General features: G+C 55.2%; 10 protein-coding genes. 4 read left to right on the plus strand and 6 right to left on the minus strand.

The genetic code is table 11. The features are described from left to right. The first annotated feature begins 366 nt into the window (after positions 1-366). On the plus strand, positions 367-2,865 hold the full coding sequence (locus AC1XYH_RS02565) for a Lon protease family protein (RefSeq protein ID WP_483325102.1): 2,499 nt from the start codon (positions 367-369) through the stop codon (positions 2,863-2,865). A 381-nt stretch (positions 2,866-3,246) separates the two neighbouring features. Next, entirely contained in the window at positions 3,247-3,762 is a 516-nt protein-coding gene (locus AC1XYH_RS02570) for a TIGR00645 family protein (protein ID WP_483326287.1), read from the plus strand. Here the strand turns inward: AC1XYH_RS02570 and AC1XYH_RS02575 are convergent, their stop codons facing one another. From AC1XYH_RS02575 to pap, 3 genes are all read right to left on the minus strand, one after another. Continuing rightward, positions 3,763-4,881, minus strand: coding sequence for a methyltransferase (locus tag AC1XYH_RS02575; protein ID WP_483325103.1), 1,119 nt, complete (start codon positions 4,879-4,881; stop codon positions 3,763-3,765). 161 nt (positions 4,882-5,042) lie between these two features. Further along, a complete protein-coding gene (gene mscL, locus AC1XYH_RS02580) occupies positions 5,043-5,450 on the minus strand; it encodes a large-conductance mechanosensitive channel protein MscL (protein WP_483325104.1) in 408 nt (135 codons plus the stop codon). 56 nt (positions 5,451-5,506) lie between these two features. Further along, positions 5,507-6,952: a polyphosphate:AMP phosphotransferase gene (pap, locus tag AC1XYH_RS02585; RefSeq protein ID WP_483325105.1), complete on the minus strand. Its 1,446-nt coding sequence runs from the start codon at positions 6,950-6,952 to the stop codon at positions 5,507-5,509. Between the two features lie 180 nt (positions 6,953-7,132). Between pap and radA the strand changes: the two genes are divergently transcribed. Then, positions 7,133-8,506, plus strand: a complete 1,374-nt coding sequence (gene radA / locus AC1XYH_RS02590) for a DNA repair protein RadA (RefSeq protein WP_483325106.1) — start codon at positions 7,133-7,135, stop codon at positions 8,504-8,506. A 220-nt stretch (positions 8,507-8,726) separates the two neighbouring features. Here radA and AC1XYH_RS02595 read toward each other — a convergent pair whose 3' ends face one another. From AC1XYH_RS02595 to ettA, 3 genes are all read right to left on the minus strand, one after another. Further along, a complete protein-coding gene (locus AC1XYH_RS02595; protein WP_483325107.1) occupies positions 8,727-9,083 on the minus strand; it encodes a PilZ domain-containing protein in 357 nt (118 codons plus the stop codon). Between the two features lie 141 nt (positions 9,084-9,224). Next, a complete protein-coding gene (gene gdhA / locus AC1XYH_RS02600; protein ID WP_483325108.1) occupies positions 9,225-10,562 on the minus strand; it encodes an NADP-specific glutamate dehydrogenase in 1,338 nt (445 codons plus the stop codon). Positions 10,563-10,723: 161 nt separating this feature from the next. Continuing rightward, positions 10,724-12,388, minus strand: coding sequence for an energy-dependent translational throttle protein EttA (gene ettA / locus AC1XYH_RS02605; RefSeq protein WP_483325109.1), 1,665 nt, complete (start codon positions 12,386-12,388; stop codon positions 10,724-10,726). A gap of 245 nt (positions 12,389-12,633) precedes the next feature. Here ettA and AC1XYH_RS02610 point away from each other — a divergent pair, with 245 nt between their 5' ends. Then, positions 12,634-16,503: a sensor domain-containing protein gene (locus AC1XYH_RS02610; RefSeq protein ID WP_483325110.1), complete on the plus strand. Its 3,870-nt coding sequence runs from the start codon at positions 12,634-12,636 to the stop codon at positions 16,501-16,503. Positions 16,504-16,557: the final 54 nt, after the last annotated feature.

Consider the following 16,557-nt stretch of genomic DNA (forward strand, 5'->3'; position numbering starts at 1 on the left):
CGTTGTTGCCGATAAGCGCGTTGGTCGAGATGGAACTCGACCTTCCAACTTCAAACCCAAAGGTTGGCTGCTTCTGGAAGGCCGGGTTCCATCCCGGCCAGCGGCCGAGATTAATACATCGTGTTTTCGTGCATTACGCAGAAGGTCGAAGTCGTGGTCGCTGGCACCCAGCTCACGAGGAAGTATTACTGTAGGCTGAGCGTCATGCAGCACTTCCTGTTTTTGTTGCTTGAGTAAATACTCTATTTAAGCCCTGAGGCCATACTCTAGATCAAGTCGCTAGCGCCAGGACTTGTCAGCGCCGGTTTGCAGGGCAACAATGCTGGATTGCCTTCTTTATCGCCCCCTGTTTGCCAAGGATGCTGGATGACCACTGATTCCGCTGCGCTGTACCAGACACTACGCCTCAAACCCGAACAGCTCACTGTGCCCATTGACGTTGCAAACATGGGCTTCACCACCACCGATGATCTTGAGCCATTTCGCGGTATTCTCGGTCAGGAGCGCGCGGTAGAGGCGCTGCAGTTTGGTGTTGCTATGCATCGCCCTGGCTATAACGTCTTCGTCATGGGCGACCCGGGTACGGGGCGCTTCTCTTATGTGCAGCGCTACCTGCGTGCTGAGGCAAAGCGCCAGATCACCCCGCAGGACTGCGTCTACGTTAATAACTTCGATGAAGCGCGGGAGCCCTGGGTTATCAGTCTCGCGCCCGGATCCGCCGGCGAGCTGATCAGTATTATTGAGCAATTCATTGATAATCTGCTGGCGACCTTTCCAGCAGTATTTGAACATCCGACCTATCAGCAGAAAAAAAGTGCGATCGACCGTGGTTTCAATCAGCGTTACGACCGCGCCATTGATTCGGTAGAGCGTCGCGCGCTGGAAAAAAGTATTGCCATCTACCGTGATGCCCAGAACATCGCCTTTACGCCCATGAAGGAAGGCAAAGCGCTGGATGAAGCGGATTTTTCTCAGTTGCCAGAGGAGGAGCGTGACCGCTTTCATGCAGACATTTCAATGCTGGAAGAAGTGCTTAATGAAGCGCTGTCGAGCCTGCCGCAATGGAAGCGTGAGTCGAGCAATCAACTGCGGGAGTTGAACGACAATACTATTACCGAAGCGCTGCAGCCGCTGCTTGAGCCATTGTTGGAAACCTACTGCGGCAATCAGGCCGTTTGCGAATATTTGCAGGCGATGCGTCAGAATTTGCTAAAAACCGTGATCGATCAGTTGGTTGAAGAGCGGGTGGTAGAAGCCAAGCCAGACGCCTACAAGAAGCAGATGCTCACTGAGCAGTATTGCCCCAGCTTGATTGTTGGCCATCATGGCAGCGGCGGCGCCCCGGTCGTGCATGAACCGCATCCGTCCTACGACAACCTGTTCGGGCGGGTTGAATACAGTCCTGAGCAGGGTGGCTTGGTAACCAGTTACCGGCACATCCGGTCGGGCGCACTGCATCGCGCCAATGGCGGCTATTTGCTGCTTGAGGCAGAGAAGCTGCTGAGCGAGCCTTTTGTTTGGGACGCTTTGAAGCGCGCTTTGCATTCGCGACTGTTGAAGATGGAATCGCCTTGGGCTGATATGGGCCGGTTGGCTACCGTGACCTTAACGCCGCAGGTGATTCCGCTGAACTTGAAGGTCGTCATCATTGGGTCGCGACAGGTTTATTACGCGTTGCAGGATCTGGACCCAGACTTTCAAGAGATGTTTCGTGTATTGGTCGATTTTGAAGAGGACCTGCCGCGTACCACCGATAGCATCGACGGCATGGCACAGCTGCTCAAAACCCGGACCTCGGAGGAGGGCCTGGCGCCTTTGACTGCGGCGGCTGTCGCCAGGGTGCTGACTTACAGTGCGCGTTTAGCGGAGCACCAGACTCGACTCTCAGCGCGCATCAGTGACATCTTCCAGTTAGTTGCCGAGGCGGACTTTGTACGTCAACTGGCTAGTGATCCTTTGACCGACACCGCGCACATCGAGCGCGCCTTGCGGGCCAAGGAAACCCGTACCGGCCGCGTCAGCGCGCGCATTCGCGACGACATGCTGACCGGCGTGATTCTCATTGATACGCAAGGCGCGGCGGTGGGTAAATGCAACGGTTTGACGGTACTTGAGGTGGGTGATTCGGTGTTCGGCGTGCCCGCCCGCATCAGTGCGACCGTGTATCCCGGTGGCAGTGGCATTGTTGATATCGAGCGGGAGGTCAATCTTGGGCAGCCGATTCACTCCAAAGGGGTGATGATTCTGACCGGCTATCTTGGTAGCCGTTATGCACAAAACTATCCGTTGGAAATTTCGGCTAGCATCGCGTTGGAGCAGTCGTACGGTTATGTGGATGGCGATAGCGCCTCGTTGGGGGAAGTGTGCACGCTGATATCCGCCTTGTCGCGCACGCCATTGCGCCAGTGCTATGCAATCACCGGCTCGATTAACCAGTTTGGGGAAGTGCAGGCAGTGGGCGGAGTGAACGAGAAAATTGAAGGCTTTTTCCGCTTGTGTGAAGCGCGCGGTCTGACCGGTGAACAAGGCGCTATCATTCCGCGCTCGAATGTCCCCAACCTGATGTTGGACGAAGCCGTATTGGAGGCGGTGCGTGCCGGTCAGTTTGCCATTTACGCAGTCGCGCATGTCGATGAAGCGCTATCGCTGCTCGCGGGCGAAGCTGCGGGTGACATGAATGCGGAGGGCGATTTTGCCGAAGGCAGCATTAATGCGCGGGTAGTTGACCGTTTGGCTGAAATTGCCGAGCGCGATCGTGAGGAAGAGGCCGAAGATGAAGATAATACGCCTGGCGAGTTGCTAACGGCCGGCTCACAGGGCAAGACACCAGCTGCCAAAAAGTCTAACCGCGGCAAGGGCGATTGAGCTAGGCGCAGCAACGGACGGGCCCACCTGTGCATAGTTTGTCTACAGACTTATCCACAGCGTTGGGCTATACATTGTTCGACATTGTTTAGTGCGTACCGCAAACGGGGGCTTGACCGCAGCTCGCAAGTGTGGACTTTGACCTCCTGGTCAGGTTTCTACAGACAGCGCCGCACTAAGCCTGTAGCGGTTTAGCGCTAAACTAGCAGCGTGCTGCGAGATTGGCTGTTTTTTGAGCTGCTGAGCGCAGGGCTAGTGTTTGCAGGGCAGGGCAGGGTTATCTGCGTTTTGCTCACAGTGTTATCCACAGATACTGTGCACAACTGCGCTGGTATCATGAGCGCTTTTATTGGTCTCTATTAATTCGAGGTAATATCGGTGATTGAGCGTTTACTGGAAAACACGATGTATTCGGCGCGCTGGATTTTGGCGCCGATCTATTTTGGCTTGTCTTTTGCGTTGCTGGCGCTGGCGGTCAAGTTTTTTCAGGAGTTGCTGCACCTCGCACCGCACCTGCTGACGATTGCTGAGGCCGATTTGATTCTGGTGGTGCTCTCGCTGGTTGATATGGCGCTGGTGGGCGGTCTGCTAGTAATGGTGATGATCTCCGGCTACGAGAATTTTGTATCCCAGCTGGATATTGAAGAGGGCCGCGAAAAGCTCAACTGGCTCGGCAAGATGGATTCCGGCTCGTTGAAAATGAAAGTCGCGGCGTCGATTGTGGCGATCTCATCGATTCATCTACTCAAAGTCTTCATGAATGCGCAGAACATCCCCAACGATAAGCTCATGTGGTATGTGATCATCCACATGACGTTCGTGGTGTCAGCCTTTGGTATGGGGATTCTGGACAAACTGGCGAAGAACGGCAAAAGCGATGCGAGCCTGGCAGACTGATTAACGAGCCTGCAACACCACGAATTTGTTGGATGCCGCCAGCTGAGTCACCTCACTGAAATACTGCTTGAGCTTTACGTGATAACCCAGATGGCGGTTACCCACTACCAGCAAGCGTCCGCCCAGAGCCAGTGCTTCACGGCTTTGCCGGAACAGGCGCAGGGCAATCTCGTCGCCGATCACCTGTTGCTGGTGGAAAGGTGGGTTACAGAGAACCAGATCGAGACTGTTTTCAGCGACGCCAAGCAGTCCATCGTTGACCATAAATTCAGCTTCACGGCCGGGAAAGGCAGCGGAGAAATTCTGTTGAGCACTGGCCACAGCGGCGTAAGACTCATCACAGAACAGCAGCTCTGCCTGCGGGTTGTGTAGCGCCGCCATTAACCCTAGTGCACCGTTACCGCAGCCCAGGTCCGCGATGCGCTCAGCTGTTGCCGATGGCGTGCTAATCAGCGGCAACATCAGGCGAGTGCCTACGTCTAGGTGCTCGCGTGAAAATACGCCAGGCAGGTTTACTAGATTTAAGTCGGTATCACCAAGCGCGTAGTGGCTTTCGAGCGGCTGTGTAGGTGGCGTCAGCTTTGGATCAAAGGTGGCGCTCAATAAACGCGCTTTCTTCCAGCCCAGTGAAGCTTGATAAGGCCCTATGTACGCTGCCAGGAGCTCTCCGGCCCGTGGTGCCAAGTGCTTGATCATGGCGCCGGCAACCACCGTTGCGCCCGGCTGCAGGAGCGGTCGTAAACGACGCAATTGATCTTCCAGCAAGGTCAGGCTTTTGGGTACGCGCAGCAGTACTCTCTGATACTGGCCTGAGGGTATAAGGGTTCCAGGCACGAAGGTGATATTGCTGGACGCTAAGCCGTTGGCGTGAATGTTCTCTACCAGCGCGCGTTCACTTAAATGCGAATCACCCCAACTGCAAGGTTCATGCTCGGCCAACGCGCAGGCCAAGGTACCAAACTGATCGTTCATGATCAGCAGCGGGCCTGATTGTTCAGAAGCATGAAGTTGATTCAACAGGTAATGATCTGCTGTATCGAAGGCTTGGAGCGTGGGATTACGCGTTGATGGATAACGCGTTAGCGTCAATGTGCCGTAAGGAGAGTCAAATGAGTGCATGCGCTGGCCGTTTGCGGGTCTGGAACGCCAGTATAGCGCAGCTCGGAAGGGCGCGGTGTGCACGCCCCCTTGGGGAAGAGCTGATTAATTCCGCATGCACTCTGGCCCGGCTCGATCACTCGCAGAGGGCGTGTGGAATTGATCAGCGCTTCCCTGGACGCTTAGCTGTTCTGTTGCTTCAGCAGATCGCGAATTTCAGTCAGCAGTACTTCTTCCTTGGGCGGCGCAACTGGAACGGTTGGAGCTACCTCTTCTTTACGCTTGAGACTGTTCATCACTTTAACTGCCATGAAAATGGCCGCAGCAATGATGATGAAGTCCACGACGCTTTGAATGAACAAGCCGTAGCCCAGGGTTACGGCGGGCAGTTCGCCCTGAGCTTCTTTCAAGACGATGGCCAGGTCGGCGAAGTCTACTCCGCCAATCATCAACCCCAAGGGAGGCATCACCACGTTGGTGACGAACGATGAGACCACCTTGCCGAAGGCGGCGCCGATGATAATACCGACGGCCATATCCACCACGTTGCCGCGCAGGGCGAAGGTCTTGAATTCTTGCAGCATGCTCATACGCACTTCCTCTTGGTTGCCAGTCTGGCGGTTGAAGGATTGATAATGCTAAGCCTTTAAGATTGTTTCAATCTTTTTTGCAGTGTCTCGCAGACGATGCGCAGTGCTTGGATGCGCGCATAGCGCTTATCGGTCGAGGGCAGCACATGCCAAGGCGCGTGCGGTGTAGCGGTATTTTCCACCATGTCGTTCATGGCGCTGACATAGTCGGGCCATTTGTCACGATTGCGCCAGTCTTCGTCGGTCAGCTTGTACCTTTTTGTTGGTGTTTTTTTCCGAGCCTCAAAGCGCGCCAGCTGCTCCTCGGGCGTGATGGCTAGCCAAAACTTGATTACCTGGGTGCCGGCCTTTTGCAGCTGTGCCTCAAAATCATTGATTTCGGCATACGCCTGTCGCCAACGGGTTTTTGAGCAAAAGCCCTCAACCCTTTCAACCAGCACGCGGCCGTAATAGCTGCGATCAAACACCACTACGTTGCCGGGCGCGGGTATGCGCCGCCAGAAGCGCAACAAGTATGGCTGGCTGCGCTCTTCCTCGGTGGGTGCGCGAGTGCCATGCACGCGCAAAATGCGCGGGTCCAGGCAATGCGTAATACGCCGGATGGTGCCGCCTTTACCTGCAGCGTCGGCGCCCTCGAATACCAACAACAGGCTGCCCTTGGCGAAAGAAGGATGGCGTGTCAGGTCGCGCAGGCGCTGTTGATAACGCTGCAGTTCGCGCTTATACACCTTTTTTTTGAGCTCACGTCCGTAATCCAGCTTGTCCAGTCGATTGCTGTTGCTGGCTTGCCACTCATGATCCTTCGGTGCTTCCTCCTTGCCATGCAGCTTATTCTCCATAGCCTTGAGTAAAAGCTTGCCTACGTGCAGGTCGCGCTGCTCAGCATCGCTACTGGGTACTTGAATCCAGGGTGCTATCGCAGTGGACGTTAACTCGCTCATGCGCTTAGCGGCTTCACGCACCTTGGCGTATTCGGTGGTACTAAACTCGCCCCACTCGCGCATGGCTAAGCTGTCGTATTGTTTTTGCTGTTCTCGTGGTGGGTAATTTTCTGTTTGGTCGTCATCCAGGTGTAGCCAGAGCTTGAGTAGCGTCACCCCTTCGGCGACTAATTGATTTTCGAAACGAGAGATTTGCTCCATCTGAGTCTTGAAGCGGCTATCTGACATACGTCCGCGGCTGAGTTGTATCAATGGCTGGTGATACCATGAGCCTAAATAAAACCCCAGTGTTCCCGCAGGTGGCAGGCTGCGCCAATAACGCCAGAGCCGCGGCATCTTGCGTTCGATGCCTCGCGGCAAGGTGAAGGCGCGAGTGTTGAGATAACGGTTATCCAGCCATTCGTAGAAGGTGTAAATCAGCTCTGCTTTGCCGGCCAGATCATTACCGCTGACCAGTAGTAACACTGGCCCAAGATTAGCCTGTTGTAATTCAAACTGGGCCTCAAGCAAGTCTTCACAGAGGGCTTGGCGTTGCTTTTTCAGGCTTTTGTCTTTACTCATGTGCACGCCTTTGTGAATGCCATACGCAGAATTGGAGTGCACGCGGCGGGCAAGGGTTGTTTGTTGGTCATCAGCTCGACAACAATAGCGGCTTTACGATCAGTCTTGCAGCAGTATCGGTCGCGCCGCGTAGGTCGCGCCGCGTTCGGCTGACATTAACGTATTTCTTATGGAGGATGCATGGCTAAAGCCAAACGCGTATACGGTTGCACCGAATGTGGTGCAACTTTTTCCAAGTGGGCTGGACAGTGCCCGGAATGTCAGGCTTGGAATACGCTGGTAGAAACCGTGCTGGACACAACTCCAACCGGTGGTACTCCTGCGCGGAGCAACAGCAATTGGGCGGGCCAGCAGGCGCAAGTCAAGACGCTGGCAGAAGTGAGCACCGAAGAGGTGCCACGCCAGCCCACAGGTTCCTCTGAGTTTGATCGGGTACTGGGCGGTGGGCTGGTAAGTGGCTCTGTAGTGCTGATTGGCGGTGACCCGGGTATTGGCAAATCGACCATTCTGCTGCAGACGCTGTGTCGATTGGCGCAGGAAATGCCGGCGCTCTATGTTACGGGTGAAGAGTCACAGCAGCAGGTAGCAATGCGCGCACGGCGGCTCGGGCTGCCCGAAGATAAACTCAAGGTGATGACTGAAACCTGTATCGAGAGCATTGTTGCTACCGCACGGATTGAACAGCCCCGGGTGATGGTGGTTGATTCAATTCAGACTATTTTTACCGAGCAACTGCAGTCGGCGCCGGGCGGTGTATCGCAGGTCCGCGAGAGCGCCGCCTTGCTGGTGCGTTACGCCAAACAGAGTGGTATCGCGATTTTTTTAGTAGGGCATGTCACCAAAGAAGGCTCTTTGGCTGGTCCTCGGGTACTTGAGCACATGGTTGATACGGTGCTGTATTTTGAGGGCGAGTCGGATGGTCGCTACCGTATGCTACGGGCGGTAAAAAATCGCTTCGGTGCGGTCAACGAGCTAGGCGTATTCGCCATGACCGACAAGGGCTTGAAAGAAGTCGCTAACCCCTCGGCGATTTTTTTGTCGCGTTACGACGCACCGATTCCCGGCAGCGTCGTGATGGCGACATGGGAAGGCTCAAGGCCGATGCTGGTCGAAGTTCAGGCGCTGGTCGATACCAGTCATTTGGGTAACCCGCGCCGGGTCACCCTGGGGCTAGATCAGAATCGTTTGGCCATGCTTCTGGCTGTGCTGCACCGGCATGGCGGAGTGGCAACTTACGATCAGGATGTATTTGTTAACGTGGTTGGCGGCGTCAAGGTGCTGGAAACAGCATCGGATCTAGCGCTACTCGCAGCAGTCATGTCGAGCCTGCGTAACCGCCCGCTGCCAATGGATTTGATGGTGTTTGGCGAACTGGGCCTGTCTGGCGAAATTCGGCCGGTGCCCAGTGGGCAGGAGCGTTTGAAGGAGGCGGCCAAACACGGCTTCACCCGCGCAATAGTGCCCAAAGCCAATGCACCCAAAGAATCACCCAAAGGCATGGAAGTGATTGCTGTAACGCGTCTTGATCAAGCGCTTTCAGCGATTTTTGAATAGCGTGGGTGTCGCCTGCTGTGCAGGCGGCGAGCAGCAAGCTTTAAGCTAACCCAGTGTTGGCTGAGGGGCTCTAGCTAACAGAAGGGGCCTTGTTTTGGCATTGCATCTGCTGAGCGATCGTTGCCGGCTTATCAGGGCTGATTACAGCGCCAGACTCGTCGCTTCCTGCTCGAACCTGGTTTTTCACCGCTTGAGGCTTTTGTGAAACGGCTCCGTCGTTTTACAAAAGCGCTTTCAACTCCCGCTCTAGCAAGGCTTCATCACCGGTATTGAGCGCAATCAGGCGCCGTAGATGACTAATGGAGTCGAGGTCAATGTGTGTGCACTCAAAACCCAGTAAACCTTCTTCGGCGTGTGCCAGACGCGTTTCCATATGAATTTTTGTGCCATTGCTCAGCTCAATAAGCACGTTGAAAGGGGATTCACTACGTTCTGCTTGCCATGTCTCGGGCTGCAGTACCAGCACGCCGCGCAGCGATATATCGATCAGCTGTACGGGGGTCGACCACGCGTCCTGCAACACTAATGTGTGCGCATCGAATGGAACCCGACTGAAGCGTCTTCTTTCATCGCTCATCGGAACAGTCCTGTGGAAAGATTCATGTGTTCACACTATAGCGTGTTTTGTATTTTCCGGGCTGCCGGCATTGGATGTTGATCGTGCTAACAGCACCTCGGCAGGCTGCTGAAAGACCACCTGCCCATCTGCATTTTTTAACTAGACTACGCCCTGTGCCAGCATCGCATCGGCGACTTTAACGAATCCCGCGATATTTGCACCGCGCACATAATTTATGTAGCCATCAGGCTCGCGACCATAACGTTCGCAGGCGTGGTGAATCGTCTGCATGATGGCATGCAGCTTTTCATCGACCTCGCCAGCAGTCCAATGCAGGCGCATGGCGTTCTGGCTCATTTCCAGGCCGCTGACTGCAACGCCTCCGGCATTGGCCGCCTTGCCTGGGGCGAATAGAACACGCTTGGCGAGAAATATGTCTACGGCCTCCAGCGTTGAGGGCATGTTGGCGCCTTCCGCTACACAGAAACAGCCATTGGCTACCAAGGTAGTGGCATCATCGGCATCGAGCTCATTCTGGGTGGCGCAGGGCAATGCAATGTCGCAAGGCAGGTGCCAAGGGCGTGAGTTCTCCATGAACTCGGCATTGTTGCCAGCCATGCTGGCCAGGCGGCCACGCTGCTGATTTTTTAGTTCAGTCAACGTCTGCCATTGCTGCTCGCTCATTCCGTCAGCGAAGTACAGAGTGCCGCCGGAATCGGAGACTGAAATGACCAACCCACCCAGTTCAATCACCTTGAACGCGGCGTACTGCGCAACGTTACCGGAGCCAGAAATGGCGACTCGTTTGCCCACAAAACTGTCAGATTGCTGTTTGAGCATTTCGTCTGCGAAGTACACACAGCCATAACCTGTGGCTTCCGGGCGGATAAGGCTGCCACCGTAGGTCATGCCTTTACCGGTCAATACCGAGGTGAACTCGTTGCGCATGCGCTTATATTGGCCGTATAAAAAGCCGATTTCACGCGCTCCTACGCCTATGTCTCCAGCGGGGATATCCACGTCTGCACCAATATGGCGCGAAAGCTCAGTCATAAATGCCTGACAAAAGCGCATCACCTCGCCGTCGCTTTTACCTTTAGGATCAAAGTCGGAACCGCCTTTGCCTCCGCCTAGTGGCAGACTGGTCAACGCGTTTTTAAACACTTGCTCAAAGGCTAGAAACTTCAGCACGCTTAGGTCGACTGAGGAGTGAAAACGCAGGCCTCCTTTGTAAGGGCCAATGGCGCTGCTCATCTGCACTCGATACCCGCGGTTGACCCGCACAACGCCACCGTCATCAACCCAGGATACCCGGAATAGGACCGTTCGTTCTGGTTCGAGCAGGCGTTCAATGATGCCGCTTGTCAGGTAGTGAGAGTTCTCTTCGAGGAAGGGCCAGAGTGTGCTGAGGACTTCTTCAACGGCTTGATGGAACTCGGGTTGATCGGGGTCGCGTAGCTTCATCCGAGCTAGGCAGGCTTTTAGGGTATCGGTCATAGGAGGGCACTTTTCTGTACGTTTTAGGCGAACGATTGTAAAACTATCGGGCCTGGCTTTGCACAGAAATAGAGCGTAAATAAAATAATGCGTGTTTTTGGTGCGGGCTTTTTGGTGAAGAGCAAGGCGACCCGTTGCGGGTCGCCTGCGTTAGCAGCGGCTTACGCTAGTTTTTTGTAGCGTACCCGGTGCGGTTGTGCGGCAGCTTCGCCCAGACGTTTCTTGCGATCGGCTTCGTACTCGGTGTAGTTGCCTTCGAAGAACAGCACCTGTGAGTCATCTTCATACGCGAGGATGTGGGTGGCAATACGGTCCAGGAACCAGCGATCGTGCGATATCACGATGGCGGCGCCGGGGAAGTCCAAAAGGGCTTCTTCCAGTGCGCGCAAGGTTTCTACGTCGAGGTCGTTAGAGGGTTCGTCGAGTAGCAGCACGTTGGCGCCACGCTTAAGCGTCAGGGCCAGATGCAAGCGGCCGCGCTCACCGCCGGACAGGTCTTTGACGAACTTCTGCTGATCAGCGCCCTTGAAATTAAAGCGACCCACGTAGCCGCGTGATGGCACCTCGTAGTTGCCGACCTTGATCATATCGAAGCCGTCGGAAACCTGCTCCCACACGGTCTTGCTGCCTTCCAGGTCATCGCGGCTCTGGTCCACGCTGGCAATTTCAACGGTTTCGCCGATATCAATGGCGCCGCTGTCGGGCTGCTCTTTGCCGGTGATCATGCGGAACAGCGTAGATTTACCCGCGCCGTTGCCACCGATAACGCCGACAATCGCGCCTTTGGGCACGCTGAAAGACAGGTCGTCGATGAGCACGCGTTCGCCATAACCTTTGCTCACGCCATTGAAATCAATGACCTTGTCACCCAAACGCGGGCCGGCTGGAATGTAGATCTCGTTGGTTTCGCTACGCTTTTGGAATTCTTGCGATTGCAGCTCTTCAAAGCGTTGCAGACGAGCCTTCGATTTGGATTGGCGGCCTTTGGCGCCTTGGCGCACCCATTCCAGTTCGGCTTTCATCGCCTTGGCGTGGGAGGCTTCCTGTTTGGCTTCAGTGCTCAAACGAGCGGCTTTGGATTCCAGCCACTGTGAGTAGTTGCCTTCGAACGGTATACCTTGGCCACGGTCCAGCTCGAGAATCCAGCCGGCGACGTTGTCGAGGAAGTAGCGATCGTGGGTGATGGCCACCACGGTGCCGGGGAAGTTGTGCAGGAACTGCTCCAGCCAGGCGACCGAATCGGCGTCCAAATGGTTGGTTGGTTCGTCCAAGAGCAGCATGTCAGGCGCTGACAGCAGCAGGCGGCAGAGCGCGACACGACGCTTCTCACCACCGGACAGATGTTCGATGGTCGCATCCCACGGTGGCAGACGCAGGGCGTCGGCGGCGACTTCTAGCTGGCGCTCAAGGTTGTGGCCGTCCGAGGCTTGCAAAATAGCTTCCAGCTTGCCCTGTTCGGACGCCAGTGCGTCAAAGTCAGCATCGGGTTCGGCATAAGCCGCATAAACTTCATCTAGACGGGCTTGCGCTGCTTTGATCTCGCCTACCGCTTCTTCAACGATGTCGCGTACTGTTTTTGCAGGATCAAGTTGTGGCTCCTGCGGCAGATAACCTACTTTGATACCGGGCATTGGCCGGGCTTCACCTTCAATCTCGGTATCTACCCCGGCCATGATGCGCAGTAGGGTGGATTTACCGGAGCCGTTGAGGCCCAATACGCCAATCTTGGCACCGGGGAAGAAGGACAATGAAATATCTTTCAGAATGTGGCGCTTCGGCGGGACGACTTTCCCAACCCGATGCATGCTATAAACATATTGAGCCATGGGGGCAGAACCTGTTGAATGGGGTATAAGGTGCTTCGTTGTACAGCCCGGCGGACATGGCGCCGGTTGGCTTAACGCCGTTGATGTAACGAAAGTGCAGGCAAGGCTAGCCCAACTGGGCTTTTAGGGCAAACGCTCGCCGATGATGGAGGCTGGCGTCGGGGCATTGGGAGTACCGACGGCAGAGTTCAAGGGAATTGAGGTGATAAGCCACTTTTATCCTGATTTTTTGATAAGTGATTACATTGAATAATAAAAACAGTAACTCCCAATGGCCCGCCGACGATAACGGCTCAGGCTCTGCCCGATCTCAATCGGTGCGAGTAGGCTACTTTTTGATTGCGGTGGCAGGCGTGCTGGTATTGGCACTCCTGGGCTGGCAATCCTGGTTTGACTATCTCGCGCTCAAACGCCAACACCAAATACAGGTTGAAGAAAGTATTTGGCTCACCGCTGATCAAATGGCGCTGAACCTTGGCGTTACCTCCACTGCCCTGACCCGTGTGCTCGATTATCAAGCGCCGGAGCCGGGTGCCAGCTCAATTCAGGTAGTGCAGGATTTATTGCCCGGCGTGATCAATGTCCGCGAGGTAAGTCTGGATGGTCTCGACTGGCGTTCGCCAGCTCCCTGGCAGCAAACGGCGCGCAGGCTGTATATCGGTGATGAACCCTTTGGCCTGGACTCCGATCTGGAACACAACCAATTATTTTGGACTTTGGCCAGCGCTCAGCCGGGACGTTATTGGGTGCTGACGCTAGATGGCCGAGCGCTGGCTTCTCTAGTGTCTGCGCGCGGTGCGCAGGGGTATGTGTGGCTGCTGGAGGATGCCGGGCGCAGCCGGGTATTGGCCCGGCAACTGGATGATCGGCTGGTTTACTCGGGCAATGCGCCGATGTCAGCACAGGAGCGTGATCGAGTGGTGGTCAGCGCGCCGGTAGAGGGCACATTGTGGCAGGTGCGCGGTTTGGTTGACGCGGATTATTATCATCGACAACTGGGGCCTTTGCTGTTCAAGCGGATGCTGCTGTTATTTGGCTCGCTCTTGGTATTGCTGCTGGTGCTTTGGCTGCTAATGCGTCAAACCCGCTCGAATCAGCGGTTGCGAGCCAGCAGAGCACAATCTTTTCGACATATGCAAGATAGCGAGCGGCGCTATCTGGATGTGTTTGAGGGGGCCGATATGGCGTTGTGTCTGGCCGATCTGTCCGAACTCAAATCTTTCATCATGCGTCATGGTATTCACGATCAACAGGCGCTGGACCAATGGTTGGCGGACTATCCAGATCGGCATCGTGAGTTGTTGGCAGCCATCCGACTATTGGAAGCTAATCAAGTAGCTTTGGACCTGTTGCAGGTCAATTCGCTTGACTGGTTAGGCTTGATATTGCGTGGCGAGGAGCACGTTCGCCTGGGCGGTGCGCGTTACCGTCTGATATTGGCGCTGGTTAATGGTGACGCACGAGTTGAGCTGGAAACGCCCATGATCGCTGCCGATGGCGAGTTACGTTACCTGTGGATGGTAATGCGACTGCCGCGCGATATCGATGAACTGCACGCAGTCACCTTGAGCATTACCGACCTCACCGAGCGAAGGCAGATCGAGCTGGCGATGCGCGAGCGTGAGCAGTTCTGGGCCTCTATGGTGCGCTCATTGCCTGATCTGGTGTTTATTCGTGATATCCAAAAAATGGATGCCGATCAGTTCTTCTTCAGTAACCGCACACTGGCGTCTATGTTGGGTTACAGCGCGGAAGAAGAGATCGCTATGGGCGATAACTACCGCAATGCGCTCCTTCATCCGGATGATCTGGAATACATGCAGGTCAATCGCCGGCTGCAACAGGTATTGCCGGATAATCAGGTGCTTGAATGGCGGGTACGCTGGCGGCACAAGGAAACGGGTTGGCGTTGGTTTAGTATTCGCTCGAAAGTATTCAAACGTTCAGATGACGGCCGGGTTGAGCGGGTAATTGGTTTCGTGCGTGACGCGCACGTGCAGACCCTGGCGCGGCAGCAGGTACAGCGCTCCGAGGCCCGTTATCGCTTGATGGCAGAAAATGTCAGCGACATCGTCTGGTCGACCGATAGCGATTTTCGCACTGACTTCATTAGCCCTTCGGTGCAGCATGTGCTGGGTTACAGCCCGGAATACCTGCTGAAGAGTGGGCCTGAAGAAGTGGTTGTCGGTAATCGGTATCTTGAGTTCATGCATGACATAGCCAATGAGCTGCGCTCGGAGACCCTTTCTTCCGATAAAGCCAAGGCCTTGCGCAAACGCGGTTTCCAGCGGCAAATTGTGGCTGACGCGATTAAAGCCGATGGCCGCAAGTGTCCGCTGGAGACCCGCGTGTCGCTGATGTGGAACGAGCAAGGGCGTTTTCTCGGATTGCTGGGAGTTGCTCGGGATGTCACTGAGCAAAAACGCACTGAAAACCGCCTGCGCATGGCCGCTACGGTATTTGAAAATACCACTGGAGCTGTGCTGGTTACCGATCCAGCGGGTTACATAGTGCAGGTCAACGAGAACTTCACCCGGATCACCGGCTATCCAAGTGATGAGATTGTTGATCATCAGCCGTCGGTACTGACCGCGCGTTTGCACGAGCAGGCGTTTTATCGCGAGATCATGCAGGCCTTGGGGGAGCAGGATCGTTGGGAAGGTGAAATCCGGCTGCAGCGCAAGAGCGGCGAGGCCTTCCCTTGTTGGGCGGGTATTACGGCGGTGCACGACAGCGATGGCGACCTGGTCAGCTATGTATGCTTTTTTGTTGATATCAGTGAACGCAAGGCTTCGGAGGCGCGAATCCAGAGCCTGGCTTACTATGATGTACTCACCGGGCTGCCCAACCGCACGCTGTTCCAAGACCGCCTGCAGGCGGCTTTGCCGTTAGCATCCAGACGGTCTGAATGGGTGGCGATTCTGTTTCTGGATCTCGACCGTTTCAAGCCGATTAACGACAGCCTGGGTCATGCTGCTGGCGATACCGTGTTGAAAGACGTGGCGCGACGCCTACGCCGATGTGTGCGTGAGAGCGATACCGTCGCGCGTATGGGTGGGGATGAATTCACCATTTTGCTGACGGGGCTTGCAGATCGTGATGGCGCGCTGTCTGCTTGTATGCATGTGGCAGAAAAAGTCTTGCTAGCGTTAGGGCCGGCTTTTGTACTGCAAGAGCGCGAGTTTTTTGTCAGCGCCAGTATTGGTATCGCACTGGCTCCCCAGGACGGCGAAGAAGGCAATGCGTTGCTGAAAAACGCCGATACTGCCATGTACCACGCCAAGGCAATGGGCAAAGATACTTTTCAGTTCTATCAGAGCGAGATGAACGCCCGAGCGCTGGAACGTTTGGGGCTGGAAAATGACCTGCGCCACGCGGTGCAAGACGGTGCATTTCACCTGGCGTATCAACCCCAGTTCAGTTGCCGTAATGGCCGGCTGACCGGAGCGGAGGTACTACTGCGCTGGAATCACCCGGTGCGCGGCAATGTATCACCAGCGGATTTTATTCCCATTGCGGAAGAGCTTGGGTTGATTCGCATACTGGGAAAGTGGGTAATGGATCAGGCCTGCCAGCAGCTCGCTCAATGGCGATTGCGGGGCTTCAATATGCCGCGTTTGGCGGTGAACCTGTCGTCTATGCAGTTTGATGACGGGCAATTAGTAGAGCAGATTTCCGACATTTTGGAGCGCTACGAGCTGCCGCCACAGATGTTGGAGGTAGAGCTGACCGAAAGCATCCTGTTACGTAATCTGGAACTGACCATGAGCACCCTGAACCGACTCAAGGAAAAAGGCGTGCACATCGCCATTGACGATTTCGGTACGGGTTATTCGGCGTTGAATTACCTCAAGGATTTTCCGATAGACACCTTGAAAATCGATCGCGGTTTTATTCAAGCTATGCGTCCGGACAGCCGTGATGCGCGCCTGGCTGAAGCGATAGTCGCGCTGGGACGCAGCTTGCAGCTGCGGGTTATCGCTGAAGGTGTTGAGACCGATGAGCAGTATCGTTTAGTCAGTGGTTTTGGCTGCGATGAAGTGCAGGGCTTTCATTTGGGCCGCCCGGTCGGGGCCGAAGAGTTTGAGACGCGCTGGTTGCTGCCAATTGAATGAGTTTTTTTTGCAGGCGCCTGAATGCTTTTCAAGTGCCAGTTGGCGCTGCTTGCG

It is taken from the genome of Pseudomonas sp. GW-45 (assembly GCF_056896675.1).

What these genes read in the sequence shown, in the direction of transcription:
- AC1XYH_RS02595 (WP_483325107.1), bottom strand. Translation starts at nt 9,083, where the DNA reads ATGAGCGATGAAAGAAGACGCTTCAGTCGGGTTCCATTCGATGCGCAC.
- mscL (WP_483325104.1), bottom strand. Translation starts at nt 5,450, where the DNA reads ATGAGCATGCTGCAAGAATTCAAGACCTTCGCCCTGCGCGGCAACGTG.
- AC1XYH_RS02575 (WP_483325103.1), bottom strand. Translation starts at nt 4,881, where the DNA reads ATGCACTCATTTGACTCTCCTTACGGCACATTGACGCTAACGCGTTAT.
- gdhA (WP_483325108.1), bottom strand. Translation starts at nt 10,562, where the DNA reads ATGACCGATACCCTAAAAGCCTGCCTAGCTCGGATGAAGCTACGCGAC.
- pap (WP_483325105.1), bottom strand. Translation starts at nt 6,952, where the DNA reads ATGAGTAAAGACAAAAGCCTGAAAAAGCAACGCCAAGCCCTCTGTGAA.
- radA (WP_483325106.1), top strand. Translation starts at nt 7,133, where the DNA reads ATGGCTAAAGCCAAACGCGTATACGGTTGCACCGAATGTGGTGCAACT.
- AC1XYH_RS02565 (WP_483325102.1), top strand. Translation starts at nt 367, where the DNA reads ATGACCACTGATTCCGCTGCGCTGTACCAGACACTACGCCTCAAACCC.
- ettA (WP_483325109.1), bottom strand. Translation starts at nt 12,388, where the DNA reads ATGGCTCAATATGTTTATAGCATGCATCGGGTTGGGAAAGTCGTCCCG.